The sequence below is a fragment of the Brucella pituitosa genome (assembly GCF_965577835.1).
GTDB lineage: Bacteria > Pseudomonadota > Alphaproteobacteria > Rhizobiales > Rhizobiaceae > Brucella > Brucella pituitosa.
The window spans coordinates 911,887-937,500 of record NZ_OZ264092.1 but is presented as its reverse complement, the minus strand read 5'-3'; the positions used below and the strand labels follow the sequence as shown (position 1 = coordinate 937,500).

Sequence of the window (25,614 nt, the reverse complement as noted above, 5' to 3'; positions counted from 1 at the left end):
AGTCGGTCATAGTGATCCGGTGGTCCCGCGTGGAAGGGCCATCGCTCAACGGATAAAAGGTACGCCGGGGATAACAGGCTGATGACCCCCAAGAGTCCATATCGACGGGGTTGTTTGGCACCTCGATGTCGACTCATCGCATCCTGGGGCTGGAGCAGGTCCCAAGGGTATGGCTGTTCGCCATTTAAAGCGGTACGTGAGTTGGGTTCAGAACGTCGTGAGACAGTTCGGTCCCTATCTGCCGTGGGTGTAGGAATATTGATAGGATCTGTCCCTAGTACGAGAGGACCGGGATGGACGTATCTCTGGTGGACCTGTTGTCGTGCCAACGGCATAGCAGGGTAGCTATATACGGACGGGATAACCGCTGAAGGCATCTAAGCGGGAAACCCACCTAAAAACGAGTATTCCCTATCAGAGCCGTGGAAGACTACCACGTTGATAGGCCGGGTGTGGAAGTGCGGCAACGCATGTAGCTTACCGGTACTAATAGCTCGATCGACTTGATCATTCTCATTTACAATATCCATCAAGCGTAGCTTGATGAAAACTTTGCCCCTCACGCCTTATTCACTTCGTGAATCGCTCCGGGGAGGGCGGCGCACAGGCGCCGGCACACAGTCGTGTGCTTATTGTTTATCAGCGTTTATCGCTGAATTATCTGCACGAAAGACAACCAGCTTCTCATATTTGTGTTCTTCGCCGACCTGGTGGTTATGGCGGAGCGGCTGCACCCGATCCCATTCCGAACTCGGCCGTGAAACGCTCCAGCGCCAATGGTACTTTGTCTTAAGACACGGGAGAGTAGGTCGCTGCCAGGTCTGCTAAGCACACAAATATCAACCCATCTTCTCATAATCATACAAAACAGCATTCATCAGCGCTAAGCGCAAAAACTACCAAATCCGGTCATACAAATTAAGCCCTTAACGCGGGGTGGAGCAGCCCGGTAGCTCGTCAGGCTCATAACCTGAAGGCCGCAGGTTCAAATCCTGCCCCCGCAACCAAATTCAAAAACGCCCGTGGACAAAACCACGGGCGTTTTGACGTTTACGGGACAGATAGATTGTACTCCCCCACGACGGATACCCGTCGTCCAAACGCTCACAACCTGAAGGGCGAGGAGAAAAAGCAATCATCGAGTATCAAGTCCCCCACAAACCGGACAAAGCCTCACACCAAAACCAAAAAAGCAAAAAACAGCATAAAAGCCGCAGCGGTCCGCGTCTGAAAATAGTGCCTGGTGCAGGATCGGCAAGAATGCAACTCCAAGCCCCCATGCAACGGCAATCAGCACCTTCGGAAGCCAAAGACCAGACAATTAAACCCATGAAGGCTGGCCCAACGAAATCGCTATCTACATAGAGAAAAGCCCCGGCAACAAGAGTTGACCGGGGCTACGTTATTTTTAAACCTCCGTGAGGCTAACTCTGGAGGCCACGTAAATGTGCGGAAAAGCTAGACGGTTTCCGTGACTTTGCTGAGGTTCATAGGCTGGTCCGGATCAAGACCACGGCCAAGCGCAACACGTTCAATCAAGGTGTTAAGCCTGAGCCTCAAGGATTTATCCTACAATGGCCTCGAATTTCCTGATATGGGGGTAGTCGCGGTTAAGGACTATCTGATGAAGCCTCTCTCGTTCGTTTTGATATGCTCGTTGCTGACAATGTTCAGCATGCCAGCAAATGCCGAAGTTCGTCTTGGCAAAAATGTCCGTATTGGCGGCCACGATTTCTCCAACCAGACTTATAATAGCAAGCGTCGCGCGGAGATTTATCTCTATAAAGGGAAGCCAAGAAAAGAGGGCTGTGTGTGGCGTAAGGGAAAGAACGGTGAGCGAGTGAAGGTCTGTCATCTCCAAACCAAACCCACGCGAAAATAGGAAAGTGGAGGCCGTGCGCAAAGTGTGGAGTGTTCAAAGAATATACACATCGGTGTGACGGATATAAGCTTTTGTACAAAGCGAATTGCGTCGGCAGTTGTTGGTTTTTAGGAACTGGCGGAGAGAGCGGGATTCGAACCCGCGATACGGTTCCCCGTATACACACTTTCCAGGCGTGCGCCTTCAACCACTCGGCCACCTCTCCGTCTGATTTGCTGTCTTGAAATCCGCCGTTGCGGTAAGAACTCTTGCAAACGCACCACCACTTTTCAAATCAGGCATTGGTTAGTTGCCAAAACAGGTGGTGCGGCGCGCAATATAGCCAGAATACGCATATGTTCAACTGCTATTTGCCAGTTTTCGCTTTAATTTATTCTGGGCTGCGTGAAGCTTATGAGAGCTTATCTAACTTACTGTTTTTGTTACATATAATGCGGAAGCTGTTTTGGAGGTTTCCTCGGCTTGGGCGTAATAGTCGGTCTGTGCTATAATTTAGTGGCTGATAACACATAGATTGAATGGCAAATGGCGCGCATTTTTGCATGATGCGGACGTGTAAATTCAAAGGCAGAGAATCGTGTTCCGTTTTGTTTTGCGCAGTTTCGCGGTTTTGTTTCTGGCATTAGGCGTCATCTTTGCCATTCTAGATGGTGCGCGCTCTGTTGGGGCGTCGGAGTTGGTGACCAAACCTCTTCTCGAGGTCTGGGAACGCGGCGCGCCCGAGATGCTGGGGGATGCAGAAGCATTCGTGACGCACTATATAGGATCAGCAGCGTGGGACAGGCTGGTGCTTCCCGTGCTTGAACAGCCCGGCTGGCTCGTTTTCGGTGTCCTTGCACTTCTGTTTTACATAGCTGGTCATCGTCGTGAGAAGCCATTGGGCATTTTCAGTGCGTGAGCTTGAAGCCGGTTGGCAGGCATGATGACTGGTCGTGAATTTATACACGAGGATTGCGCACATATCCGGTGCGCCTCAGGAGGTGTTGAATGGGTTTCCTAGACAGCTATCGCAAGAAGATTGAAATGCCTTCGCAGGACGACGCCTTGCCGGGCCGTGGAGACGCTATCCCTACGGCTTCGAGGCATTTCGTGTCTGGTCAGCCGCTTAAAGGTCCATGGCCTGAGGGCATGAAGCAGGTCATGTTTGGTATGGGCTGTTTCTGGGGGGCTGAGCGGCTTTTCTGGCAGGTTCCAGGTGTTTATCTAACCGCCGTTGGTTATGCGGGCGGACTTACGCCAAACCCGACCTATGAGGAAACCTGCACCGGTCTGACCGGGCATGCCGAGGTGGTTCTGGTGGTTTACGATCCAAAGGTTGTGAGCCTTGGAGAACTGTTGTCGCTGTTTTGGGAAGAGCATGATCCGACGCAAGGAATGCGACAGGGCAACGATATCGGTACGACTTACCGTTCTGTGATTTATACCTTTGACGGAGCAGATCGTGAAGCCGTGGAAAAGAGCAGGGACGCCTATCAGGATGCACTTGCTGCTCGCGGTCTTGGACCCGTCACGACGGAAATTGCAGACGCTCCAACATTCTATTACGCCGAAGATTATCATCAGCAGTATCTGGCCAAGAATCCGAACGGTTATTGCGGTTTGCGCGGCACTGGCGTGAGCTGTCCGATACCAGCAGCATCGTAAGAGATGTAAAAGAATCGCGCGATTAACCCCGCGCGATTTCCTTGTGCATAATTAACATGCCTGCGTCGTCACCCTTAAGTTCTTCAAAGTCGACCCAGACAATCTTGCGATATAGGTCAGGCTTGTCCGTATAAAGATAAGCTTCGGTATAGCCTAGCTCTTGGGCAGCACTTTCAATTGCAGCCATGAGAGCCTTCGCAATCCCGCGTCCGCGATAATCCGGTGCAACGAGCAGGCTCGCAACCCACGGCTTAAGGTGAGGATGGCTATCCAGATCATTGTGGATCAGCAGGACAAATCCGGCGAGCTCGCCATTCCATAGTGCTGCACGGGCCGCCTGTCTGTCAGTAGAATGGATGATATCCTGTAGGCCGGAAACGATATCGTCTTCGGTTGCGCCTGACAAATATCCCCATTCCTTGTGGTTCCATTTGGCGCACGTTGCGGCAAAGTCGGGCCGGTCAGCAAGCGTTATAATCTCAATCATGATCTTACCAGTGCGGGGGCTTGGTGACGGGGATTTCGGGAGCCGTTTGCTCTTCCAGTGTCAGAAAGCGATCTGTCAGCGCCGACAGCTTTTTGTTTAGCTGATCAATCGTCTTCCACTGCTCAGCCAGCACGGATGAAAGCTCCTCAATGGTCTTCTCCTGCTCGGCGACCCTTATCTCGAGTTCTGTCAGGCGCGTGTCCGTGGACATGATCAATCTTCCATCTCTTCTGTTCCTGAGAAGATAAAAAATCCGCGCCGACCACTCAATACCAATTATTGAGCAGTCAGAACGCGGATCAATGAGTCGTTTATTCTAAGGTTTGAAACTTACTTCGTGCCGTACATACGGTCGCCGGCATCACCAAGGCCGGGAACGATGTAGCCCTTTTCATCGAGGCGTTCATCAATGGAAGCTGTGAACACTTCGACGTCCGGATGGGCTGCGGTGAAGCGTTCGATGCCTTCGGGTGCTGCGAGCAGGCAGAGGAAGCGGATATTGGTTGCGCCGCGCTCTTTCAGCTTATCGATAGCTGCAATGGCCGAATGTCCGGTGGCAAGCATTGGATCAACCACGATAATGAGGCGATTGACGATATCTTCCGGGGCCTTGAAGTAATATTCGATTGGCTGCAGCGTGTCATGGTCACGATAGAGGCCGATATGAGCCACGCGTGCAGCGGGCACCAAATCCAGCATGCCTTCGAGAAGACCATTGCCTGCGCGCAGGATGGAGGCGAAGACCAGCTTCTTTCCCTCGAGGATAGGCGCTTCCATTGGCATCATCGGTGTATCGATATGCATGGTGGTCAGTTCGAGATCGCGCGTCACTTCATAGCAAAGCAGCAGCGATATTTCTTTCAGCAAACGCCGGAAACTGGCGGTCGAGGTTTCGCGCTTGCGCATAATGGTGAGCTTGTGCTGGACAAGCGGATGGCTGACGACATTAACGCCCATGTTGTTTCCACTTTTCTTGTTATCTTTATCGACTGTAACGGCTAATCAAGCCGGAGAAAACGCGTGGCAGGCGCGCACGCACAGTTTTCTATTTCTTTGAACATTTTGCACAGATGCGCAAGTGGAGATCACAAAAGGGGTATCGGCTGGCGGTCTGTGCTTGTATCGTCCGGTACAAGCTTTATATGCATCAAGCAAACGGAAAACGGAGATCGGCTTCGTTTCGCACATGAACCGGCAGGATGAGTTATGAGCCAGCAGAACGGCAATGCGGACCGCGTGGGCGCGCAAGGTGGCATGGAGCATTCATTCGGCTTCAAAGCGGTCGATGAAGATGCCAAGCAGGGGCTGGTCAACGACGTTTTCCATAAGGTTGCCAAGCGTTACGATGTGATGAACGATCTCATGTCCGGTGGTCTGCATCGCGTCTGGAAAGATGCGATGATTGGCTGGCTGGCACCGTCAAAGCGTCCGGGCTGGACATCACTCGATGTTGCAGGCGGAACCGGTGATATTGCATTCCGTATTGTCGAAGCCTCCGGTCGACAGGCACAAGTCACCATTCTGGATATCAATGGTTCAATGCTTGGCGTCGGTCGTGAACGCGCTATCAAGAAGGGGCTTGCCGACAATCTCGAATTTGTTGAAGCCAGTGCGGAAGAGCTGCCATTTGAAGATGCCAGCTTCGATGCTTACACGATTTCATTCGGCATCCGTAACGTCCCGCATATCGATAAGGCACTTTCAGAAGCCTATCGCGTGCTGAAGCCAGGCGGTCGTTTCTTGTGCCTTGAGTTTTCCGAAGTGGAACTGCCGCTTCTCGACAAGGTTTACGACCAGTGGTCGTTTAAGGCTATCCCGCAGATTGGCAAGATGATTACGGGCGATGCCGATTCCTACAGCTATCTGGTCGAATCGATCCGCAAATTTCCCAAGCAGGAAGATTTTGCACGCATGATCCGCGAGGCGGGTTTCGAGCGTGTGAGCTATCGTAATTTTACTGGCGGTATCGCAGCACTTCATTCCGGCTGGAAGCTCTGAGTCCGATATGAGCAATATTTCTGCGGCTCTGAGGTTGATGCGTGCTGGCTGGATCATGGCGCGCGAAGGTGTGTTGAGTTCTCTGCCGGTTGATGAGGCCGCGGGTCTGCCAGCGCTGGGGCATAGGGTTGCGAAGATGCTTGCGCGTAAGCGCGCGAAAGATGCGCCTCGTTCCGAGCGCATTTCGCGTGCGATGAACAAGCTTGGCCCTTCTTATGTGAAGCTTGGCCAGTTTCTGGCAACGCGTCCTGATATTGTAGGCAAGGATGTTGCTGCTGATCTTGAACTGTTGCAAGATCGGCTTGACTTCTTCCCTCAGGCGGAAGCCGTTTCGGCGGTTGAAGGATCACTTGGTCGCAGGATCGATGATCTTTATGTGAGTTTTGATGCGCCGATTGCGGCGGCATCCATGGCGCAGGTGCATCCGGCGCATGTCATGAAAAATGGCGCGCCGCATAAGGTTGCAGTCAAGGTTATCCGTCCCGGCGTGCGTCAGCGTTTCGCGCATGATCTGGAGAGTTTCTTCATGGTTGCCCGCATGCAGGAGCGCCATGTGCCATTTACGCGGCGCCTGCGCCCGGTCGAGATGGTAAAAACGCTGCAACAGACCACGCGCATCGAAATGGATCTGCGGCTTGAGGCGGCGGCACTTTCCGAGATTGCAGAGAATATCAAGGACGATGCAGGCTTCCGCGTTCCCAATGTCGATTGGGAGCGCACGGGTCGCGATGTTCTGACGCTCGAATGGATCGACGGCGTTAAAATGTCGGACATCGAAGGGCTGAGAGCGGCAGGCTTTGATCTGAAAAAGCTATCCGAAACACTGATCCAGTCGTTCCTGCGCCATACGCTGCGTGATGGCTTCTTTCATGCCGACATGCATCCGGGCAATCTGTTCGTTGATCCGCAGGGCATGATCGTTGCAGTTGATTTTGGCATCACCGGACGGCTCAACAAGCAGCAACGGCGCTTTCTGGCGGAAATTCTTTATGGCTTCATCACCCGCGATTATATTCGCGTGGCGGAAGTGCATTTTGAGGCAGGCTACGTGCCGCATACTCATGATGTGGCGAGCTTCGCGCAAGCAATCCGCGCTATTGGCGAGCCGATCCATGGCCAGCCAGCTGAAACCATTTCCATGGCGAAGCTTTTGACGCTGCTGTTTGAAGTCACCGAACTGTTCGACATGGAAACGCGGCCAGAGCTTCTGATGCTTCAGAAGACAATGGTGGTCGTGGAAGGTGTTTCACGCACACTCGATCCGCATTTCAATATGTGGAAGGCAGCAGAACCTGTCGTTGGCGACTGGATTCGTAAGAATCTGGGGCCGCAGGGTATGTTGCTTGATGCAAAAGACAGTGCCTATGCACTGCTGCATTTTACCCGCAAAACGCCCGAATTGGTGGCGCGTGTTGAACGTGCATCCGTTGCGCTTGATGATATGGCGGTTAATGGCCTGCGCTTTGATGAAGCGACGGCGGAAGCGATTGGCAAGGCCGAGGCGCGGCATTCACGCTGGGGCCGTATCGCGCAGGTCGTGATTGCAATTTCACTGGCTGCGATTGCGATCAAGCTCTATATCCTGCTTTAAAACCAGTTTCTGAGTGACAAATCTGGTTTAAAGTGATTTCATTGATTGCATCAGCAATAAGCCGGTGCAATCAAATGGCCAGTATCACAATCCGCAATCTTGATGACGCAGCGAAAGAGCGGTTGCGCATTCGGGCAGCTCAAAACGGGCGCTCGATGGAAGAAGAAGCACGGCTTCTGCTGGGTGGACTTGAAGAGGCAAAGCCTCAAGCCACTGCCTCGCCGCCTGTTGCGGGTTTATTGCAGGGCAAACATATTCTCCTCCTCATCTCCGGCGGGATTGCTGCCTATAAGACGCCTGATCTTATCCGCCGCCTGCGGGAGCGTGGCGCGCATGTTCGCCCGTTGATGACGGCAGCCGCACAGCAATTTGTGACGCCGCTGACCATTGGTGCAGTTGCTGCCGATCATGTGTTTACCGATCTTTTCTCGCGTGAAGACGAACAGGATGTCGGCCATATCCGTCTTGCGCGTGATGCCGATCTGATCGTCGTGGCTCCCGCGACCGCTGGCCTGATGGCCAAAATGGCAAATGGAATTGCCGATGATCTGGCAAGCGCTGTGTTGCTTGCTCGCAAAGTTCCGGTGCTGGTTGCACCTGCAATGAATCCTGCCATGTGGGATAATCTGGCAACGAAGCGCAACCGCCTGACACTGGAAAAAGACGGTGTGCAATTCATTGGTCCTGAAAAGGGCGAGATGGCGGAAAGTGGTGAGGCTGGTACAGGCCGCATGAGCGAGCCGCTCATGATCGTGGCCGCCATTGAAAATCTGCTTGCGCCACAGGCAAGACCGCTTGCAGGCAAAGTGATCGTCATGACATCCGGCCCGACGCATGAGCCGATTGATCCGGTGCGTTATATCGCCAACCGTTCGTCCGGCAAGCAGGGCCACGCGATTGCCGCCGCGCTCACGAAGTTGGGTGCCACGGTGCATCTGATTTCGGGTCCCGTTACGATCCCTGATCCGCAGGGCGTCAACGTCACCCATGTTGAAACAGCGCAGGAGATGCAGGCGGCAGTAGAAAGCCATTTACCGGCTGATGCCGCCGTGATGGTGGCAGCAGTTGCCGACTGGCGAACCGCCAGTGCATCTGACCAGAAGATCAAGAAACAGCCCGGCGAGGGCGCACCAACGCTCAGCATGGTTGAGAACCCGGATATTCTGGCAGGAGTTGGTCATAGTGCCAAACGTCCTGGTCTTGTGGTTGGCTTTGCAGCGGAAACGCAGGATGTGCTCGCCAATGCCGGGCGTAAGCTGGAGAAGAAGGGTGCCGACTGGATCGTTGCCAATGACGTGTCTGGCGATGTGATGGGCGGTGATCGCAACCGTGTGCGTGTTTTGAGCCGCGCAGGCATCGAAGAATGGCCGGAAATGAGCAAGGAGCAAGTTGCTGAAAAGCTTGCAGAAAAAATTACGGCCGCACTTCTCGAAATAAAAAGCTGATTTTTTTATGGGGGGCATGTCACATTCCGATGCAGCTATCTCGTCCTGATGATGAGCGACCAACACGGGTCAACATCAAGGAGAAGAGATCATGGAACAGAGACTTGCGCCTTACACTTTCGCACCGCAGATCATGCAGGCAATGGTGGAGCTGGAAAAGCGGGTTGCCGCATCCGGACTTGAATATAGCCTCTATGAGCTGGTGAAAATCCGTGCTTCTCAGATCAATGGCTGCGCCTATTGTATCTATATGCATACGGCTGATGCACGGAAGGCTGGCGAAACTGAAGAGCGCCTTTATCTGGTTGCTGCATGGCGTGAATCACCGCTCTATACTGCGCGGGAGCGGGCAGCGCTTGGCTGGACCGAGGCGCTGACATTGCTGGCGCAGACGGGCGCACCGGATAAGGATTTTGATGCTTTGAAAGCATATTTCTCAGACGAAGAGATCGTCAATCTGACCATGCTGATTACCACTATCAATGCATGGAACCGCATCGCGGTTGGTTTCCGTCTCGTGCACCCGGTCAAATCCGATGCAGCCGCTGCTTGAACCACAAATGAAAGATGCGGATGTGTTCGAGGCTTTGCGTCCTCGGCTCATCCGCATTGCCTATCGTATGGTGGGGACCCATGCTGAAGCCGAAGATATTGTGCAGGACGCATGGCTGCGCTGGAGTGCTGCGGATCGGGAAACCATCCGCGAGCCGCAGGGCTGGCTCACGCGTGTGGTCAGCCGTCTTGCGCTTGACCATCTGAAATCCGCACGCGTGCGGCGCGAAACCTATCCCGGCACATGGTTGCCTGAACCGCTTGTCGAGGACGAAGAAGATCGCAGCGATGACATCACATTGACGCTGATGATGGCGCTTGATCGTCTGTCGCCGCTGGAGCGGGCGGCATTTCTTTTGCATGACGTGTTCGATTTGGGCTTTGACGAGGTTGGGCGTGTGCTTGATCGCGATGCTGTGGCCTGTCGCCAGCTGGCAAGCCGCGCGCGCAGCCATGTCCGGCAGGAGAAGACGCGGTTCTCCATGACGGAGGATCGTGGCCGGACAATTGCTGAGGCTTTCTTTCAGGCATCCCGCAGCGGCGACATGACGGCGCTGAAAGGGCTGCTGGCGGAAGACGTCGTGATGTATTCCGACGGTGGTGGTATCCGCAATGCAGCGCTTAACCCGATTTACGGGCGTGAAAAGATCATGCGCTTTTATGAGGGCATCGCACGCAAGACCGAGGGGCTGGTGCCTGCCGTCAATCATTTTGCGCTGTTTGATGGCTTGCCCGGCCATATGAGTCTTGAAGCCGATGGGCTGCCGCAAGTGGCCGCTGTAGAGATCAAGGACGGATTGATCCGCGCCGTCTATTTGATCCGCAATCCGCAGAAGCTGACGCATCTGCGGATGGGGTAATTGAATTCATCAGGCTTTGTCGCGGACCTGATAATCCTTGATCGTGGCAAAGCGGATCGCCTTCCAGCGCTCGGCTTCGTAGTTGAGCGAGAAGCCGTTCTGGGCGAGGAAGACCGGATCATTGTCGAGATCATGCGCGATGTCGGCACGATGCGAGGCAATGAAGCGGTCAAGTTCTGCTGGGTCTTCCGCAGTAATCCAGCGGCAAATAGAGAAGCGCGACATTTCAAAGCCGACCGGCAGCGAATATTCGATCTTGAGGCGTTCGGTCAGAACGTCGATCTGGAGCGCGCCGACAACGCCGACAATTGCCGGTGAACCATCGTCTGGCACGAAGAGTTGCACAACGCCTTCTTCAGCCATCTGCTGAAGCGCTTCACGGAGTTTCTTTGCCTTCATCGCATCGTCAAGGCGGACGCGGCGCAGAATTTCCGGTGCGAAGTTCGGCACACCACGGAACAGGATGTCTTCGCCCTCGGTCAGCGTGTCGCCAATGCGCAGGGTTCCGTGGTTCGGAATGCCAACCACGTCGCCTGCAAAGGCCTCATCGGCAATCTGGCGCGAGCGGGCGAAGAAAAATTGCGGTGCTGACAGGCTCATTGGTTTACCGGTGCGGACCAACTTGGCCTTCATGCCGCGCGAAAGTGTGCCGGAGCAGACACGCAGGAATGCGATGCGGTCGCGGTGGTTCGGGTCCATATTGGCCTGAATCTTGAACACGAAGCCGGTCATTTTTGCTTCGGTTGCACCAACCATGCGGCTATCTGCTTGCTGGTCGCGTGGGGAAGGGCCGAAATCGCAGAACGCTTCGATCAGGTCGCGCACACCATAATTCTTGAGCGCCGAGCCGAAATAGACTGGCGTCATATGGCCTTCGCGGAAGGATTCGAGATCGAATGGGCGACAAACGCCCTGCGCCAGTTCCAGACTGTCGATCCATGCCTGACGTTCGTTTTCCGGCAGAAGCTTGGCCGCTTCTTCCGGTCCGCTGACTTTTGTGGGCTGCTCTTCGGCATCCTTCTGGCGCACGGTATTATTGTGCAAATCATAGGTGCCGGCAAAGCTTTTGCCAGAGCCGATTGGCCATGTGATTGGGGCAGTATCGAGCGCCAGCTTTTCTTCGATCTCATCGAGAATTTCGAGTGGGTCGCGTGCTTCTCGGTCCATCTTGTTGACGAAGGTCACGATTGGAATATCGCGCATACGGCAGACTTCAAAGAGCTTCAGCGTCCGTGGCTCGATACCCTTTGCGGCATCGATAACCATGACGGCGGAATCCACGGCTGTCAGCGTGCGGTAGGTATCGTCAGCAAAGTCTTCGTGGCCCGGCGTATCAAGCAGGTTGAAGATGCAGTCTTTGTACTCAAAGGTCATCACCGAGGTAACGACCGAGATACCGCGGTCGCGTTCGATGTTCATCCAGTCCGAACGGGTTTGGATGCGGTCCTTCTTGGCCTTCACTTCACCGGCAAGCTGAATAGCGCCGCCGAACAGCAGCAGCTTTTCGGTTAGCGTGGTCTTACCAGCATCCGGGTGCGCGATGATCGCGAAGGTACGGCGCTTTGAAACAGGATGATCAGCGGACATGAAGAAACTCGTAATGGCAAAGTGTGGGCGGCGCGATACGCGCGCTGCGAAGATGTTGCGCAGCATCTAGCAGTCATTGGCCAAAAGGTCGAGTTGAAATGAAAAAGCGACGTGTAACACGCCGCTTTTTAGATTGCCTGGTACTGTTATCAGCGTTTGATGCCGAGGCCGAAAGCAATGAATGACCAGCCTTGGAAAATAAGATCGATAGCGAGGAAAAGGCCGAGAATGAACAGGCTGTTGACCGGCCATTTCAGTGCGATGACGAGACCGGCTAAAAGCGTGATGACGCCTGCTGCTACAATCCAGCCCCAACCTGCTGCGGGTTTGGATTTAAAGCCAAGCCAGATGCGGAATGCGCCTGCACCCAGAAGTGCTGCTGCCAGAAGGAAGGTCAGAACGCCTGCGGCCAGAATCGGATTGACGAATGCGACAATACCAGCTGCCGCGTAAAGCAGGCCGCTTAGCAGCCAGAAGAAGAAGCCGCCCCATGTCTTCACACCAAAGGCGTGGATGATTTCGATCACGCCTGCAACCAGCATCATGATGCCGACATAGTAGACTGAAACGACTGTCGCGAGCACGAGATTGCCGAAAGCGATGCCGCCAAGGATCAGAAGTGCGACGCCGAGTGCAATGAACCAACCCCACTTGGCTGAGACTTCGGCTGGAACGATAGGACGATTAAAGTCATTCTGTGCAGTTGCCATAAGATGTCCCTCAATTTGAATTCCCGACCAACAATATAAGGCAATTGAAAGATTTAGCCAGAGATGGAAGTGAGACTTGAGTTGGCTAAAAAATCTCCTGTTGGTGTAAGAGGAAGAACACGGTATGTCTTTGCAGTAAAAACTTTTTTTGGCTTAAAGTCAGTTTGATGTTTGATCTGGTTTCACACTATTGGCCGCATATTCTGGCGGTCCTGTCAGTCGTTCTTGGAGCGATTGCAGCTGTTCACGCGACCATGACCAAGGATGAGGTGCGAACGGCACTCGGTTGGGTTGGCGTGATTGTTCTTTCGCCCATCGTGGGAGCCGTGGTCTATGCGCTGGCGGGGGTCAACCGCATCCGACGCAGCACGCTTAGTCATCAGCGCGACAATATGGGCAATATTGCGCTTTACCACCTCTCGCATTTTGACACGACGAATGATCTGGTGCGCGCTGCCTTTGGTCGCCAGTTCGGAGCGATGAAGATCCTTGGCGACACCGTCAGTCTTTATGATTTCACGAGCGGCAACAGCATCAAGATGCTGGAGACTGGCGACGAAGCTTATGCCGACATGCTGGAGGCTATCGGTAAGGCTGAACGCAGCATCATGCTCGAAACCTATATTTTTGATCGGGATGCGATTGGTGAGCAATTTGCCGATGCCTTGGGCGAGGCAGTCAAACGCGGTGTGGAAGTGCGGGTCCTGGTGGATGCGGTCGGCGCGCGCTATTCCATTCCAAGCATCGTCAATCTGCTGAAAGACAAAGGCATTTCCGTTGATGTGTTCAATGGCAACATCATCATGGGACTACGCTTGCCTTATGCCAATTTGCGCACGCACCGTAAAATCCTGATTGTTGATGGCAAACTGGCGTTCACCGGCGGCATGAATATTCGTGCCGGATTTGTGAAAGCCATTGCGGGTGATGCGGTTGCGTTTGACACGCATTTTCGCGTCGAAGGCCCGGCGATAGCCGATCTTTTCCATGTCGCGTCTGAGGATTGGCGCTTTGCGACGGGCGAATTACTGACGGGTGATGCCTGGAGCATTGCTGCACCAAAAGACCCACCCGGTACAGGCAAGCTGATCCGTGTTGTCGGTTCAGGGCCGGACAAGAATATCGAAACAAATCACCGCATGATGATGGGAGCGTTTTCAATTGCTCAGGAGCATATCCTGATCATGTCGCCCTATCTTCTGCCTGATCGTGAACTCATCAGTGCGCTGGTCACTGCGGCGCGGCGCGGCGTGTCGGTAGATGTGGTTGTTCCCGGTGTGAATAATCTGAAACTCGTGGATCGCGCCATGCGGGCGCAGTTCGATCAGCTGCTGAAAGGTGGTTGCCGCATATGGCGCGCGGGCGGGGCGTTCAATCATTCCAAGCTGATGACGATTGACGGCGCATGGTCCTATGTCGGCTCTTCCAATCTCGATGCGCGTTCCTTGCGACTGAATTTCGAGGTCGACATGGAAATCCTTGATCGTGATATCGCGCTTCAGGTGGAAGAACGCATCGGCAGGGTGATCGATGTAAGCCGGGAAGTGAACCTGACACGTCTCAAAAATCGCCCCTTCTACGAGCGTCTGATCGACCGTATCATTTGGCTCGGATCGCCTTATCTCTGACGCTAGAGCACATCCCGAAGTGGGAGCCGGTTTTCGGAACAAGATGTGCGTAAAAGTAAAAAGATAAAGCATTTCCAATGATTCAACCTAATCCGGAAATGCTCTAGAAAGATCAGCTTCCCGAACTCGTATTGCTTGTCAGCAGAGACGGGTTGAACTCTTCCAGAAGCTGTGCCGCTGTCTTGAGATCAAGATGCGCCTTGATTGGCAGATGATCAGAGGCCGTGCGTGCCAGCGGTGTGTTATGAACTTCGACAGCAGTTACGAGATTATGTGGCGTACCCAGGACCCGATCCAGTGCAAATACCGGAAAGCGCGAAGGAAAGCTTGGTACTGCCGTCGCCACGTGATTGAACATCGGCATGAGTGAGGCGAGCGACGAGCGCTTGCCGATACGCCATTCATTGAGATCGCCGATCAGTAATGTTGGCAATGTATCGGCTTCCTGTAAGGCGGAAAGAATGCTTTCTGCCTGCTGTTCACGCGAGCGTTTCAAAAGTCCCAGATGGGCGGCAATGACACGCAATGGGCCGGATGCAAATTGCAGGTCAGCGACGAGTGCTCCACGCGGCTCTACGCCCGGAAGCGACAATTGACGGACATTGCGGACCACGCCTTCGCGAAACAACAGCACATTGCCATGCCAGCCATGACCTTTCGGCATGGTTGAGGTAATCGGTACCGGAACGAGGCCGTGGCGTTTTTCGAGCAGGCCAAGATCAAGCAGACCGGAGCGCTCGCCAAAGCGCTTGTCTGCCTCTTGCAGGGCAATCACGTCCGCATCGATTTCACTGATGACATCGGCAGTGCGCTGAGGGTCGAAGACCTTGTCGACGCCAATGCACTTGTGGACATTATAGGACGCAATAACGATATCGCCTTCAGTGACATTGGTGTGAAGCGGCCTGAAACCCGGTCGATTACGGATTGCCGTCAATATCTTCTTGGAAATTCGACCTGGGTCTTTTTTCTTCTGCACCCGTTTGCTGCCCCATGTGGTTAGCTAGAATTTTCTGGATATCCATATAAATAGGGCATTTTGCGGTTTGAATAGTCTTTGTGGATCACAGATTGCTGAGAAGTTTGCTTTTCAACATTGTCTATCGTGTGATGAAGCGGACAATCCGGTCGGCAAGCCCGGTATAGGGCGGCTTGATCATATCGGTTGATGCAGGGGTATATTTGGTCAGTACCGGCATGGCCTTGGAGAAGGTGAGGAAGCCGTCTTTGCCGTGGTAGTGTCCCATGCCGCTATGTCCCACCCCACCAAAGGGCAGATCTCCACAGGCGAAATGGTAGAGTGTGTCATTGATACAGATGCCACCTGCAACGACATGCGAAAGCACAGTGTCGATTTCAGCTGTGTTATCGCTGAAGCAATAAAGTGCCAGCGGTCGCTCATGTCCAAGAATATAAGCAATTGCTTCATCAAGTGATCGATAGCTGATGATCGGCAACAAGGGACCAAAAATCTCTTCGCCCATGATCGCGCTGGTCGGCGCTGGCTCAAGAATTACGGTTGGTGTCATCAAGCGTGGATGGCTTGCTGTGGCAGAGATCTCCAGAAGCGGAATGATGGCTTCGCTTTTACCTTCCGCGTCGTGCAACAGATTGGAAAGGCGCGCATATTGCATATCGTTGATGATCGTCGTGCGGTCATTTTCCGCTGTTGTACCACTATAACGCCTTTGCGTTTCTTCGCGTAGCAAGGCAATGAATGCATCGCGTTTGCTTTGATGGATCAGTACATAATCGGGGGCAATGCAGGTTTGACCCGCATTGAAATACTTGCCTGTCGCGATAGAGCTGGCTGCACGTTTAAGGGTGCTGTTCTCGCTGATGATCGCTGGCGATTTTCCACCCAGCTCCAGGGTTACGGGTGTGAGGTTTTCTGCAGCTGTTTTCATGATCTTGCGGCCCACAGCCGTCGACCCTGTGAAGAACAGATGGTCGAAGGGCAGGGCGGAAAACTCTGCTGAAAGACCGGTATCGCCAAGAATAACTGTTGCCCGGTCATCCGGAAAAACATCGGCAATCAGTTTGCGCAGAAACTCGGACGTATGTGGCGTGTGTTCTGAAGGTTTCAGGAATACGTGGTTCCCAGCGGCTATGGCTACCACAAGTGGCGCGAGTGCAAGATTGACCGGATAGTTCCATGGCGAAATGATGCCAACTACACCCAAAGGCACAAAGCGCAACTCTGCTTTTGCTGGCCAGAGTTTCCAACCTGCCTTACGGCGCCGTGGCTTCATCCATCGCTTGAGGTGATGAAGCGTGTGGTCGATCTCGGCGAACACGACGCTCGCTTCACCCAACAGCGTTTCATGGACCGAACGGTTTCCAAAATCCGCATTGATGGCCTTTGCCATATCATCGAGACGTTCATGAAGCAGCTTACGCAGGCGACGCAGGTCATCGATGCGCTGTTCAAAAGGTGGCCGATGATTGATCCAGTTTTGCCGCAGACGTTGGAAGGTTGTCTGAAGTGTTTGCTGTGATGAAACGGCTTGATCAGCGCTCATAAGCAAAATTCTCCGTTGAGCGCGCAAAGAGGAATTGCGCCACATAATAGGTGCTGAGCACCCAGAACCCAGCAAGGGGAATTGGCGCATGAAAGCGATCAAAGGCGAGCAGCGTGTCGCTTACCATGAAGAACAGACCACCAGCCGCCGCCAGCGTCGCGCTATAGCGCAAGGTGGGTTCGAGTTTGTCTGAACGCGCACGACTGACGGCCTGTGCAGCCATAACGCTGATTGCGGTTGCATAAATGACAACAGGAATTTTCATTGCGGATGGAACGGACGTCCACAGGCCCGCAATGATCGCAATTGCGAGGAATGCGAAGATCAAGAACACGAGCTTGTTTTCAGCAAAGCGCGTCTTACGGCACAATGCATAAATGTAAATGCAGTGGGTTATGAGAAAGCAGACCAGTCCCGCCAGAAAATAATCGCCCGGAAGCATAAGGAAGAAATCGCCAGCAGCGGCAAAGGCCAAGCCCAGAGCGATTGCAAATCCGTAGCCTTTCGAGATGAGGCGCGGCGCACATAAGATCGCGCCGAGCAGAAGCAATGTTGCGGTGGGCTTGGTCAGGTAATGTAGCCAGCGCCAGAATGGTATTTCGCCATTCTGGCTCAACACGCTGCTTAATACGGCGCAGATGGCGCTTACCAAAAACAGCCGGTAGAACAGGCCGTTCCTTCCGAAATCGAACAAGCCTTTACGACGCATTTTCCTCCCCCTCTTGCTTTATCTCAGGCTGATATTGTTATCGTTCTTGAGCCTGTTTGATCCCATTGGAGCAGTTTCAGTTAAGATTGTATTGTTGGAACCGCTCCTTACGCAAAACCGCGACGCACTCTTGGCTCAAATGCCTTAATCGTTCGTCTGTTCAGCTTCGCGACGACGTTTACGACCGATCCGTTCCGCACGCGTTGAGAGTTCAGTGTTGCCCTCGAGGTCCGATTGCAGAATGAGGCCATGTTGCCTGAGCCAGCGGATTATCTCACCAAACTCAATATCATAGGCGGGTTGATGCATCTGATTTGTCCCTCAAATCGCATTGCGCAAAACAAGGATGCGCGGAGTTCTTGCATGTGGCAAGGCCCAAAGCATTGTGGGGCAATGAAGCGATAGCCGGTTAACCATTTATTAACCAATCGTGCCCACTATAGGCTCATAGCTGTTGTCGTGACTGCGGATGTACCAGCACTGACGATAGCGTAAAAAAGGCCGGGCAATTAGCCGGCCTTTTTCATTTTCGGATACAGTTCCGATATCGTTTTGAACGCCCGATTTTCGGTTTCACTCACTTTCAAAAAAGCGCCCCTCTCTGGGCATGTTTTGCCCAATGAGAAGGTCGCCATCGCCGTGGTGAACGGAAACGGACAGTAGAAAATCAGGCAACAAAAAAGCCCGCTTGCGCGGGCTTTTTGGGGTGCTTCCGGACCTTGGTAGTGGTCTGAAGACTTGGAAATGGTGCCCAGAAGAGGACTCGAACCTCCACGCCCTTGCGAGCGCCAGCACCTGAAGCTGGTGCGTCTACCAATTCCGCCATCTGGGCGACGAGGACCCATCTAAGGGGTCGGCCTCTCTCTGTCAATCGCGTTTTCGATAATCAATCAGCTTTTTTTCACATTGGTGTTTTGAATGCTGCAAAAGCCTGGAAAACGCAATTCGGGCGCAGTGCATAAATGCGTCCGCGCCCGAAAAATCATTATGCAGAAAGCACTTCCTTGGAAGCGACGGTCGAATCGGCGTTCAGCTTGTAGATGATTGGGACGCCGGTGTTGAGTTCCTGCTTGAGGATCTCTTCAGGCGTCAGGCCATCAAGCGCCATGATGAGCGCACGCAGCGAATTGCCGTGGGCTGCAACCAGAATGGTCTCGCCACGCAGAACATGCGGCTGGATGGTGTGCAGATAATAAGGCCACACGCGCGCGCCGGTATCCTTCAGGCTTTCGCCGCCGGGAGGAGGAACGTCATAGGAGCGGCGCCAGATATGGACCTGCTCTTCGCCCCATTTTGCGCGTGCATCGTCTTTGTTGAGTCCCGAGAGGTCGCCATAGTCGCGTTCGTTGAGGGCCTGATCGCGGATCGTTTCAAGATCGGACTGGCCGAGTTCATCAAGAATGTGCTGGCAGGTGACCTGTGCACGCGACAGGGCCGAGGTGTATGCGAGGTCGAATTTGAGGCCTGCGGCCTTCAGGCGCTGACCAGCGGCCTTGGCTTCCGCATGGCCCTGTTCGGTCAAGCCTGGATCACGCCAGCCAGTAAAAAGGTTCTTCAGGTTCCATTCGCTTTGGCCGTGGCGGACCAGGACGAGGGTACGAGACATCGCAGCACTCCGTTGGGATGAAAAAACAGATCAGTCGTTGAGCCCGAGAACATCGAGCATGGAATAAAGGCCGGGTTTCTTGCCGTGAGCCCAAAGTGCTGCTTTCACAGCACCACGAGCAAAGATTGTGCGGTCCTGAGCATGGTGGGAGAGGGTGATACGCTCTCCTTCGCCGGCCAGAATCACTTCGTGGTCTCCAATGACGGAGCCTCCGCGTAAAGTCGCAAAACCAATCGTGCCTTCCTCGCGTGGTCCAGTATGACCATTGCGTACACGCACGCTCTTTTCAGCAAGATTGATTGCTCGTCCTTGCGCAGCTGCCTCACCCAACAGAAGGGCCGTCCCGGAAGGCGCGTCGACCTTGTGCTTGTGATGCATTTCGAGGATTTCGATGTCGAAATCTTCAGGCCCGAGTGCTTGCGCTGCCTTCTTGATAAGGCCAGACAGAAGATTGACACCCAAACTCATATTGCCGGACTTGACGATTGTTGCATGGCGAGCGGCGGCACGGATCTTTTCTTCTTCGTCAGTGGAAATGCCTGTGGTGCCAATGATGTGGACGATGCGGGCCTGCGCTGCGAGCCCTGCATAATTCACCGTAGCAGAAGGACTGGTGAAGTCGATAACGCCTTGAGCTTTTGCGAAGACGGGAAGTGGGTCGTGGGTGATCTCGACGCCGAGATTGCCCACGCCTGCGAGCTCACCGGCATCTCTGCCAAGAAAAGGTGATCCCTCACGTTCAATAGCCCCGATCAGTCGTGCGCCATGAATTGCATGGATCGTGCGAATGAGAGTCTGTCCCATCCGACCGCTCGCCCCAACAACCACGAGGCCCATTTCAGCGTTCTCAGCCATTTGACGTTTCCTCCGAGCCTGTATTTCCGATGAGCATGTCATCCTTGCCGCTCTGAAGCTGATAGAAGCGGGCATAGACGCCATTTGGTATCTTGATCAGGTCGTTGTGACGGCCTTCTTCGACAACATAACCGGCTTCCATAACGACAATGCGGTCGGCATTGACGACGGTGGAAAGACGATGCGCGATGACGATGGTCGTACGATCCTGCATGATGTGATCAAGCGCCTGCTGCACGCGCTTTTCCGACTCATTATCAAGTGCGGAGGTGGCTTCATCCAGCAGAAGGATAGGAGCGTTACGCACGATTGCGCGGGCAATTGATATACGCTGACGCTGACCGCCTGAAAGCGTTACGCCATTTTCGCCAACTGGCGTGTCATAGCCCTGCGGTTGTTGAAGAATGAATTCATGCGCATTGGCAAGTTTTGCGGCTTCTATGATTTCATCCAGTGTCGCATTGGGGCGCCCATAGCGGATATTATCGGCAATGGTGCCTTCAAAAAGATATGGCTGCTGCGAAACATAAGCCACGCAATGACGCAGCGACTCTTTCGTGACTTTTGAGATGTCCTGTCCGTCGAACAGGATTTCTCCGTCGGTGACGTCGTAAAAGCGCTGCACTAGGCTGATGAGGGTCGATTTGCCCGCGCCAGACGCACCAACGATAGCGGTGGTTTCACCTGCCTTGGCTGTGAAGTTCACGCCATGCAGGACCGGTGCGATATCGCTATAGGCGAAGTGCACGTTCCGGAAATCAATTTCACCAGGACCGGCCTTGAGTGACACGGCATCAGGCGCATCACCCTGATTGGGTTCGATATCCAGCACTTCGTAGATCATGCGTGCATTCACAAGCGCACGTTCCAGTCCGACCTGCAAACGTGCGAGACGGCGCGCAGGATCATAAGCCAGAAGCAGCGCAGTGATGAAGGCGAACATTGCGCCCGGAGGCTGTTGATTGAGGATCGCATTGTAGCCGCTATAGGCCAACACGCCCGCAATGGCGAAACCTGCCAGAATTTCTGCAATCGGCGTGGTGCGTTCTGAAACGCGTGCGATTTTGTTGCTTCTGTTTTCTGCCTGATCGATCAGTGTGCTGATTTTGCCGCGAAGCTGGTCTTCCATAGTGAAGGCCTTCACGATGGAAATACCCTGCACGGTTTCCTGCATGGCTCCCAGAAGATGGGAGTTCAAGTGAACCAGATCGCGCGTGACAGACCTGATGCGGCGAGAAATATAAGAAACCGCCAGAACGAGCGGCGGGCCGACCAGAAAGACCACCGTCGACATGAACGGATCGGTATAAAACATCATGCCGATCAGACCGATAAGCGCCACGAAATCACGGGCAATCGATGTGATCGTCATGTTCAGCAAATCGCGTATGCCATTCACATTCTGATTGATTTGCGCTGCCAGATGGCCGGATCGCGTATCGTTATAAAAATCGAGGCCAAGCTTCAGCAGATGATCGAAGATGCGCTTCTGATAGCGCGCTACCAGATTATTGCCGATCTTCGCCAGTTCGACGGCCTGAATATAACTTGAAAGACCACGCAGAACGAAAATGCCGAGGATTGCGCCGCAGATTACCCAGATAAGGCCGATTTTCTGTTCGTAGAAAATCTTGTCGATCATCGGCTTCATCAGATAGGCGAGCGCGCCATTTGATACGCCGACGACAAGAGAGGCGGCGATGGCTATGGCATAGCTTGCCTTATACTGGCTTCCGTTTTCCGATAGCATACGACGAATGACGCGGGTGGCTTCGCTCGGGTCGATCTTGTTTTTTTTCTTTTTGAATAGGCTCACGGGCAAAGTGCTTTTTATCTAGCAGCCGCTGGCTGTCGTTGATCATGCATTTTCGCGCGTCCTTTTGGACTGGAAACGACAAAAGGCTGCAATAGAGCGGTTCCAGTTAAGACAAAATCGTTCGAACCACTCTAATTCTTCGTTTTTGCGCATTATCCAACGCAAAACCGCTTCGCACTTTTGCTGGAAATGCTTCAAGTGTTTTCATTGCAGCGCTTCTATAGCGTTATCTTTGTCGCTTGACCATGCCTGAGAAAGCAAACCCGATCAGCTAACACGCCAGCGGCGGCCATCGGTTGAAACTTCAAACCGCATTGGTATGCGAGCAAATGCAGAAAGCCCGCTGAGTGCCGCCAGCGGATGAATGACGACGCGGACCGGAATATCCCGCATAAAATGTGTATGAGGAGCCTTGTCCTCAAAAGCTGCCCTGAACGATCCGGCTTGCAAAGCAGGCAGAATACGCTGCGGAATGCCACCCGAGAGATAAACCCCGCCATGCGCTTTGTAGATAAGCGCAAGGTCGCCTGCCAGTCTGCCGAGATAGGTGACGAACAGGTCGAGTGTTTCAACAGCCTGCGCATTGCTACCATCAAGCCCTGCGGCCGTGATATCCGGAGGCGTGTCGAGAACTGGTGCCACCTTATCTGCGGCACAGATTGCAAGGTAGAGATTGCGCAAACCGCGGCCGCAAAGAATCTGCTCAGCTGCAACGCGACCTTCAATTGGTTCGATATGCGGGAAAACCTGATAATCGCGCTCACTGCGCGGGCCGATATCAATATGTCCACCTTCACCGGGAACTGGAACCCATGCCTTGCCAGTGCGCACAAGTCCGGCAACGCCAAGGCCCGTTCCCGGACCAAGCACCACGCGTGTAGCGACAAGTTCTTCGTCGTGTCCGCCGATCTGATGCAGATATTCTTTGCCGATCGAAACCACTGCAAGCGCCTGAGCTTCAAAGTCATTGAGAACGGTCACGTCCTCGAAGCCGAGATTTGCGATCAATTGCTTGGGGCGAACCACCCAGTCGCAATTGGTCAGATCGATTTCATCACCATCGACCGGGCCTGCAACAGCCAGAATGGTTGAGCGGGGGCGTATGGAGGTATGATTGAGGACGGTCTGCTCGATTGCATCATCAATCGTTGCATAATCAGCCGTTTGCACCACGGGAAACTCTTTCGGTTCCGCGTGGGCATCAACAAGAAGCGCAAAGCGCGCATTGGTTCCACCGATATCGCCGACGAGGACGGGAAACTTGAAACTCTGGTCAGCGTCAATCATGGTCTGCCTTGCTGCTTCGTCTGTTCTTATTGTTTGAGGGTGGCCTAATACAAAGAAATAGAGGCTGATTTAGTCCAGCACTCTTACCAGCTTTTCAGCCGTTGCCGGATTAAGCGCCATTGGGATGTCATAGACACTGCCGAGGCGTGTCAGCGCTTTCACGTCGACATCATGTGGAAGCGGCGATAGCGGATCGATGAAGAAGATCAATGCCTGCACCGTTCCTTCGGCAATCATTGCGCCAATCTGCTGATCGCCGCCAAGCGGTCCGCTTTTGACACGATGAATGTTGAGCGAAGGGCAGGCCTCCTGGATGAGGCCTCCTGTCGTCCCGGTCGCAACGATATCGTAATGCGACAAGGCTTTCTCATGCGCACGCGCAAAGGCGACCATCTCGTCTTTCTTCAGGTCATGAGCGATCAAAGCAATGCGCAGACGTTCTGTCATGAGATTGATAACCTTGTCATTTGAAGTTTAAATCGTTTAAACCCTATATCGAAGCCGTGGTTAAGTGAAAAGCATGTTTTCTATTACACGCTTAATTGGCACCATAAATAACATCTGCAATAGAATCCGGTGACGGGCCATTCAGCACAGCGGCACAGGCTTTTGGCAAGTCCGAAACCATAATTGGCTTCGGCTTCTTAGGCGGTTCCTTGGATGGCTTTGCAGGCTTCCACGGCTCGTCGGTAAACCACCATGCCAGCGACTTGTCGCAACCGTCACCTGCCGCCACCTTTGGCTGCGGCTTGCAGTCCGGCGATCCGGGCTGACAATGCAGTCTTACATGAAAATGATAGAAATGCCCCCAATAAGGGCGCACTTTGCCAAGCCAGCTGCGGTCGCCTGTCACCGTATCGCAAAGCTGCTTCTTGATGCCGGGGTGAACGAAAATGCGCTCGACTTCCGGGTAGCTGGCGGCATGTTTGATGAGTGCCGTGCGGGCAGGGGTCCATTTCTGCGGATCGACGTACAGCGAATCCTTTTTCAGCATAGACACAGCCGATACACTTTCACGCTCAGCATCGGTGAAGCGTTTCTTTGGCATTGGCGTCAGCCAAATATCCGCGTCCAGCCCAACTTGGTGCGAGGCATGACCAGTGAGCATAGGGCCGCCGCGAGGCTGCGAAATGTCGCCAACCAGAAGGCCGGGCCAGCCGTCTTTTGCGGCGTCGCGCGCGAGTTTTTCCAGCAGGCCAATTGTGCGTGGGTGTCCCCAGTTGCGATTGCGAGAAAGCCGCATAACCTGCCAGTTGGGGCCATCGATAGGCAGGGCGACACCACCGGAAAGACAGCCCTTGGCATAAAAGCCGATGGATTGCGGTGATTGCGCCAGAACCGGCAGCTGTTTGCTGCCAAATGCCTGCTTAGCAGGGGCATCCTGAGCTAAGGCCTGTGTTACAAAGTCCGGAGCGATCATTGCCGCAAGACAGGTTGCCAGAACAAGACGCGGCCAGAATTTTGAGCTGGATCTCTTTGCCATGGGCAATTTCCCATAAAAACGTTTGCTCGAATCATTCGAGCGGATGGGCCGGATTATGCTTTGCGTTCGTCTAAACGGCAATCATCGCCAATTATCGTCTCGCCACATGGCGGAAAAAGCAGCTTTATAATCGGGATGGATGAAATCATAGCCGAGATCTTTGATGCGCTGGTTGGAGACGCGCTTGTTTTCACCATAGAAAGAGCGCGCCATCGGCGTCATGTCCGCATCTTCAAACGGAACTTCTGGCGGAGGTGCAACGCCCATCAACTCGGCCGCATAGACCACGACATCCTGCGGCGGCGCAGGTTCATTGTCGGTGATGTTGAAAGCGCCACCCGTATTGGTACCTGCCAGAAAACGTAGCGTTCCGGCAATATCCTCGACATGAATGCGGTTGAAGACCTGACCTTCCTTGATGATGCGTCGTGCCGTACCGCGTTCCAGATTGATGAAGGCATTGCGGCCCGGACCGTAAATGCCGGACAGGCGCAAAAGTGCGACCGGCGTACCGTGCCGTTCGCTTAAAGCATTCCATGCATTTTCTGCTTCAACGCGCTCAAGCGACCGACGTGAGCTGGGTTCACATGGGGTGGTTTCATCGATCCAGTTGCCATCGTGATTGCCATAAACGCCGACGGTGGAAAGATAGCCGATCCAGCGGATCGTGTTGTCAGGACGACGAAGCGCTTCTTCGACAATTGCCAAAGAAGGATCGCCGCTTTCGCGAGGCGAGATCGAGATAACAACGTGTGTTGATTTCGCAAGCCGGTCAATAAGTTCTGGTGAAGCAGTTTCACCGTCGAAAATGATTGGTGCGATGCCCGCTTTTTCCAGTGTCGGGAAGTTCTGCTCGTTGCGGGTGGTGCCATCAATGCGTTCTGCCTCTCCGGTCATCAGGCGGGAAAAGGCTCTCGCAGAATAACCGGCTCCAAACAGAAAAATGCGCATG

At 53.7% G+C, this 25,614-nt stretch carries 24 protein-coding genes, 3 tRNA genes and 2 rRNA genes (1 of these 29 only partly in view); 11 read left to right on the top strand and 18 right to left on the bottom strand.

Annotated features, from left to right (window positions below):
* From ACSME1_RS04525 to ACSME1_RS04515, 3 genes are all read left to right on the top strand, one after another.
* Positions 1 to 511, top strand: a 23S ribosomal RNA gene (locus ACSME1_RS04525) (it extends 2,397 nt beyond the left edge of the window).
* A 195-nt stretch (positions 512 to 706) separates the two neighbouring features.
* Positions 707 to 821: ribosomal RNA gene (gene rrf / locus ACSME1_RS04520) — 5S ribosomal RNA — on the top strand.
* Positions 822 to 930: 109 nt separating this feature from the next.
* A tRNA-Met gene (locus tag ACSME1_RS04515) sits at positions 931 to 1,007 on the top strand.
* A 990-nt stretch (positions 1,008 to 1,997) separates the two neighbouring features.
* On the opposite strand, the gene ACSME1_RS04510 is transcribed toward ACSME1_RS04515, so the two are convergent.
* Positions 1,998 to 2,087, bottom strand: a tRNA-Ser gene (locus tag ACSME1_RS04510).
* Positions 2,088 to 2,459: 372 nt separating this feature from the next.
* Between ACSME1_RS04510 and ACSME1_RS04505 the strand changes: the two genes are divergently transcribed.
* Together ACSME1_RS04505 and msrA are read left to right on the top strand one after the other, a co-directional pair.
* Positions 2,460 to 2,780 (top strand): hypothetical protein, encoded by a 321-nt coding sequence (locus ACSME1_RS04505; RefSeq protein ID WP_105707919.1) that lies wholly within the window; start codon positions 2,460 to 2,462, stop codon positions 2,778 to 2,780.
* A gap of 89 nt (positions 2,781 to 2,869) precedes the next feature.
* Positions 2,870 to 3,526, top strand: coding sequence for a peptide-methionine (S)-S-oxide reductase MsrA (gene msrA / locus ACSME1_RS04500; protein ID WP_105707921.1), 657 nt, complete (start codon positions 2,870 to 2,872; stop codon positions 3,524 to 3,526).
* Between the two features lie 22 nt (positions 3,527 to 3,548).
* Here msrA and ACSME1_RS04495 read toward each other — a convergent pair whose 3' ends face one another.
* From ACSME1_RS04495 to upp, 3 genes are all read right to left on the bottom strand, one after another.
* Positions 3,549 to 4,013 carry a GNAT family N-acetyltransferase gene (locus tag ACSME1_RS04495; RefSeq protein ID WP_105707923.1) on the bottom strand — a complete coding sequence of 155 codons (465 nt, stop codon included), beginning with the start codon at positions 4,011 to 4,013 and terminating at the stop codon, positions 3,549 to 3,551.
* A 4-nt stretch (positions 4,014 to 4,017) separates the two neighbouring features.
* On the bottom strand, positions 4,018 to 4,224 hold the full coding sequence (locus ACSME1_RS04490; RefSeq protein ID WP_024899218.1) for a SlyX family protein: 207 nt from the start codon (positions 4,222 to 4,224) through the stop codon (positions 4,018 to 4,020).
* Positions 4,225 to 4,343: 119 nt separating this feature from the next.
* Complete coding sequence (gene upp, locus ACSME1_RS04485; protein ID WP_024899219.1) at positions 4,344 to 4,970, bottom strand: uracil phosphoribosyltransferase; 627 nt, start codon at positions 4,968 to 4,970, stop codon at positions 4,344 to 4,346.
* 249 nt (positions 4,971 to 5,219) lie between these two features.
* Here upp and ubiE point away from each other — a divergent pair, with 249 nt between their 5' ends.
* The 5 genes from ubiE (at position 5,220) to ACSME1_RS04460 (ending at position 10,459) form a co-directional block, all read left to right on the top strand.
* Positions 5,220 to 6,011, top strand: coding sequence for a bifunctional demethylmenaquinone methyltransferase/2-methoxy-6-polyprenyl-1,4-benzoquinol methylase UbiE (gene ubiE / locus ACSME1_RS04480; protein ID WP_024899220.1), 792 nt, complete (start codon positions 5,220 to 5,222; stop codon positions 6,009 to 6,011).
* Between the two features lie 7 nt (positions 6,012 to 6,018).
* Positions 6,019 to 7,602 carry a 2-polyprenylphenol 6-hydroxylase gene (ubiB, locus tag ACSME1_RS04475; protein ID WP_105707925.1) on the top strand — a complete coding sequence of 528 codons (1,584 nt, stop codon included), beginning with the start codon at positions 6,019 to 6,021 and terminating at the stop codon, positions 7,600 to 7,602.
* Between the two features lie 74 nt (positions 7,603 to 7,676).
* The gene (gene coaBC, locus ACSME1_RS04470) at positions 7,677 to 9,047 is read left to right on the top strand and encodes a bifunctional phosphopantothenoylcysteine decarboxylase/phosphopantothenate--cysteine ligase CoaBC (protein WP_435654942.1); all 1,371 of its coding nucleotides are present in this window, start codon (positions 7,677 to 7,679) and stop codon (positions 9,045 to 9,047) included.
* 91 nt (positions 9,048 to 9,138) lie between these two features.
* Positions 9,139 to 9,600, top strand: a complete 462-nt coding sequence (locus ACSME1_RS04465; RefSeq protein WP_024899223.1) for a carboxymuconolactone decarboxylase family protein — start codon at positions 9,139 to 9,141, stop codon at positions 9,598 to 9,600.
* Positions 9,584 to 10,459: a sigma-70 family RNA polymerase sigma factor gene (locus tag ACSME1_RS04460; protein ID WP_024899224.1), complete on the top strand. Its 876-nt coding sequence runs from the start codon at positions 9,584 to 9,586 to the stop codon at positions 10,457 to 10,459. Before ACSME1_RS04465 ends, ACSME1_RS04460 begins: the two co-directional genes overlap by 17 nt.
* Positions 10,460 to 10,468: 9 nt before the next feature.
* Here ACSME1_RS04460 and ACSME1_RS04455 read toward each other — a convergent pair whose 3' ends face one another.
* A complete protein-coding gene (locus ACSME1_RS04455) occupies positions 10,469 to 12,046 on the bottom strand; it encodes a peptide chain release factor 3 (RefSeq protein ID WP_024899225.1) in 1,578 nt (525 codons plus the stop codon).
* A 149-nt stretch (positions 12,047 to 12,195) separates the two neighbouring features.
* Positions 12,196 to 12,756 (bottom strand): HdeD family acid-resistance protein, encoded by a 561-nt coding sequence (locus ACSME1_RS04450; protein WP_024899226.1) that lies wholly within the window; start codon positions 12,754 to 12,756, stop codon positions 12,196 to 12,198.
* Between the two features lie 167 nt (positions 12,757 to 12,923).
* On the opposite strand from ACSME1_RS04450, the gene cls reads away from it, so the two are divergent.
* Positions 12,924 to 14,384, top strand: coding sequence for a cardiolipin synthase (gene cls, locus ACSME1_RS04445; protein ID WP_024899227.1), 1,461 nt, complete (start codon positions 12,924 to 12,926; stop codon positions 14,382 to 14,384).
* A gap of 112 nt (positions 14,385 to 14,496) precedes the next feature.
* Here cls and ACSME1_RS04440 read toward each other — a convergent pair whose 3' ends face one another.
* From ACSME1_RS04440 to ACSME1_RS04385, 12 genes are all read right to left on the bottom strand, one after another.
* Positions 14,497 to 15,363, bottom strand: coding sequence for an endonuclease/exonuclease/phosphatase family protein (locus ACSME1_RS04440; protein ID WP_024899228.1), 867 nt, complete (start codon positions 15,361 to 15,363; stop codon positions 14,497 to 14,499).
* Positions 15,364 to 15,484: 121 nt separating this feature from the next.
* Positions 15,485 to 16,906 (bottom strand): coniferyl aldehyde dehydrogenase, encoded by a 1,422-nt coding sequence (locus ACSME1_RS04435; protein ID WP_024899229.1) that lies wholly within the window; start codon positions 16,904 to 16,906, stop codon positions 15,485 to 15,487.
* Positions 16,896 to 17,615, bottom strand: coding sequence for a lysoplasmalogenase (locus ACSME1_RS04430; RefSeq protein ID WP_024899230.1), 720 nt, complete (start codon positions 17,613 to 17,615; stop codon positions 16,896 to 16,898). The genes ACSME1_RS04435 and ACSME1_RS04430 overlap by 11 nt, the downstream gene beginning before the upstream one ends.
* A 144-nt stretch (positions 17,616 to 17,759) precedes the next feature.
* Entirely contained in the window at positions 17,760 to 17,924 is a 165-nt protein-coding gene (locus tag ACSME1_RS04425) for a hypothetical protein (RefSeq protein WP_157803347.1), read from the bottom strand.
* Between the two features lie 436 nt (positions 17,925 to 18,360).
* Positions 18,361 to 18,447: transfer RNA gene (locus ACSME1_RS04420), tRNA-Leu, on the bottom strand.
* A 153-nt stretch (positions 18,448 to 18,600) separates the two neighbouring features.
* Entirely contained in the window at positions 18,601 to 19,221 is a 621-nt protein-coding gene (locus ACSME1_RS04415) for a 2,3-bisphosphoglycerate-dependent phosphoglycerate mutase (protein WP_024899231.1), read from the bottom strand.
* Between the two features lie 30 nt (positions 19,222 to 19,251).
* A complete protein-coding gene (dapB, locus tag ACSME1_RS04410; protein WP_036567959.1) occupies positions 19,252 to 20,076 on the bottom strand; it encodes a 4-hydroxy-tetrahydrodipicolinate reductase in 825 nt (274 codons plus the stop codon).
* A complete protein-coding gene (locus ACSME1_RS04405; RefSeq protein ID WP_024899233.1) occupies positions 20,069 to 21,892 on the bottom strand; it encodes an ABC transporter ATP-binding protein in 1,824 nt (607 codons plus the stop codon). Before ACSME1_RS04405 ends, dapB begins: the two co-directional genes overlap by 8 nt.
* Before the next feature lie 267 nt (positions 21,893 to 22,159).
* On the bottom strand, positions 22,160 to 23,179 hold the full coding sequence (locus ACSME1_RS04400) for a glucokinase (RefSeq protein WP_024899234.1): 1,020 nt from the start codon (positions 23,177 to 23,179) through the stop codon (positions 22,160 to 22,162).
* A 69-nt stretch (positions 23,180 to 23,248) separates the two neighbouring features.
* A complete protein-coding gene (locus ACSME1_RS04395) occupies positions 23,249 to 23,626 on the bottom strand; it encodes a methylglyoxal synthase (RefSeq protein ID WP_024899235.1) in 378 nt (125 codons plus the stop codon).
* Between the two features lie 91 nt (positions 23,627 to 23,717).
* Positions 23,718 to 24,662 (bottom strand): penicillin-insensitive murein endopeptidase, encoded by a 945-nt coding sequence (gene mepA / locus ACSME1_RS04390; protein ID WP_024899236.1) that lies wholly within the window; start codon positions 24,660 to 24,662, stop codon positions 23,718 to 23,720.
* Between the two features lie 81 nt (positions 24,663 to 24,743).
* Entirely contained in the window at positions 24,744 to 25,613 is an 870-nt protein-coding gene (locus ACSME1_RS04385) for an SDR family oxidoreductase (RefSeq protein WP_024899237.1), read from the bottom strand.
* Position 25,614 lies beyond the last annotated feature (1 nt).

Coding starts and splice junctions, on each gene's coding strand:
- msrA (WP_105707921.1), top strand. CDS start 2,870: ATGGGTTTCCTAGACAGCTATCGCAAGAAGATTGAAATGCCTTCGCAG.
- ACSME1_RS04495 (WP_105707923.1), bottom strand. CDS start 4,013: ATGATTGAGATTATAACGCTTGCTGACCGGCCCGACTTTGCCGCAACG.
- ACSME1_RS04490 (WP_024899218.1), bottom strand. CDS start 4,224: ATGTCCACGGACACGCGCCTGACAGAACTCGAGATAAGGGTCGCCGAG.
- upp (WP_024899219.1), bottom strand. CDS start 4,970: ATGGGCGTTAATGTCGTCAGCCATCCGCTTGTCCAGCACAAGCTCACC.
- ubiE (WP_024899220.1), top strand. CDS start 5,220: ATGAGCCAGCAGAACGGCAATGCGGACCGCGTGGGCGCGCAAGGTGGC.
- ubiB (WP_105707925.1), top strand. CDS start 6,019: ATGAGCAATATTTCTGCGGCTCTGAGGTTGATGCGTGCTGGCTGGATC.
- coaBC (WP_435654942.1), top strand. CDS start 7,677: ATGGCCAGTATCACAATCCGCAATCTTGATGACGCAGCGAAAGAGCGG.
- ACSME1_RS04465 (WP_024899223.1), top strand. CDS start 9,139: ATGGAACAGAGACTTGCGCCTTACACTTTCGCACCGCAGATCATGCAG.
- ACSME1_RS04460 (WP_024899224.1), top strand. CDS start 9,584: ATGCAGCCGCTGCTTGAACCACAAATGAAAGATGCGGATGTGTTCGAG.
- ACSME1_RS04455 (WP_024899225.1), bottom strand. CDS start 12,046: ATGTCCGCTGATCATCCTGTTTCAAAGCGCCGTACCTTCGCGATCATC.
- ACSME1_RS04450 (WP_024899226.1), bottom strand. CDS start 12,756: ATGGCAACTGCACAGAATGACTTTAATCGTCCTATCGTTCCAGCCGAA.
- cls (WP_024899227.1), top strand. CDS start 12,924: ATGTTTGATCTGGTTTCACACTATTGGCCGCATATTCTGGCGGTCCTG.
- ACSME1_RS04435 (WP_024899229.1), bottom strand. CDS start 16,906: ATGAGCGCTGATCAAGCCGTTTCATCACAGCAAACACTTCAGACAACC.
- ACSME1_RS04430 (WP_024899230.1), bottom strand. CDS start 17,615: ATGCGTCGTAAAGGCTTGTTCGATTTCGGAAGGAACGGCCTGTTCTAC.
- ACSME1_RS04425 (WP_157803347.1), bottom strand. CDS start 17,924: ATGCATCAACCCGCCTATGATATTGAGTTTGGTGAGATAATCCGCTGG.
- ACSME1_RS04415 (WP_024899231.1), bottom strand. CDS start 19,221: ATGTCTCGTACCCTCGTCCTGGTCCGCCACGGCCAAAGCGAATGGAAC.
- dapB (WP_036567959.1), bottom strand. CDS start 20,076: ATGGCTGAGAACGCTGAAATGGGCCTCGTGGTTGTTGGGGCGAGCGGT.
- ACSME1_RS04400 (WP_024899234.1), bottom strand. CDS start 23,179: ATGATTGACGCTGACCAGAGTTTCAAGTTTCCCGTCCTCGTCGGCGAT.
- ACSME1_RS04395 (WP_024899235.1), bottom strand. CDS start 23,626: ATGACAGAACGTCTGCGCATTGCTTTGATCGCTCATGACCTGAAGAAA.
- mepA (WP_024899236.1), bottom strand. CDS start 24,662: ATGGCAAAGAGATCCAGCTCAAAATTCTGGCCGCGTCTTGTTCTGGCA.
- ACSME1_RS04385 (WP_024899237.1), bottom strand. CDS start 25,613: ATGCGCATTTTTCTGTTTGGAGCCGGTTATTCTGCGAGAGCCTTTTCC.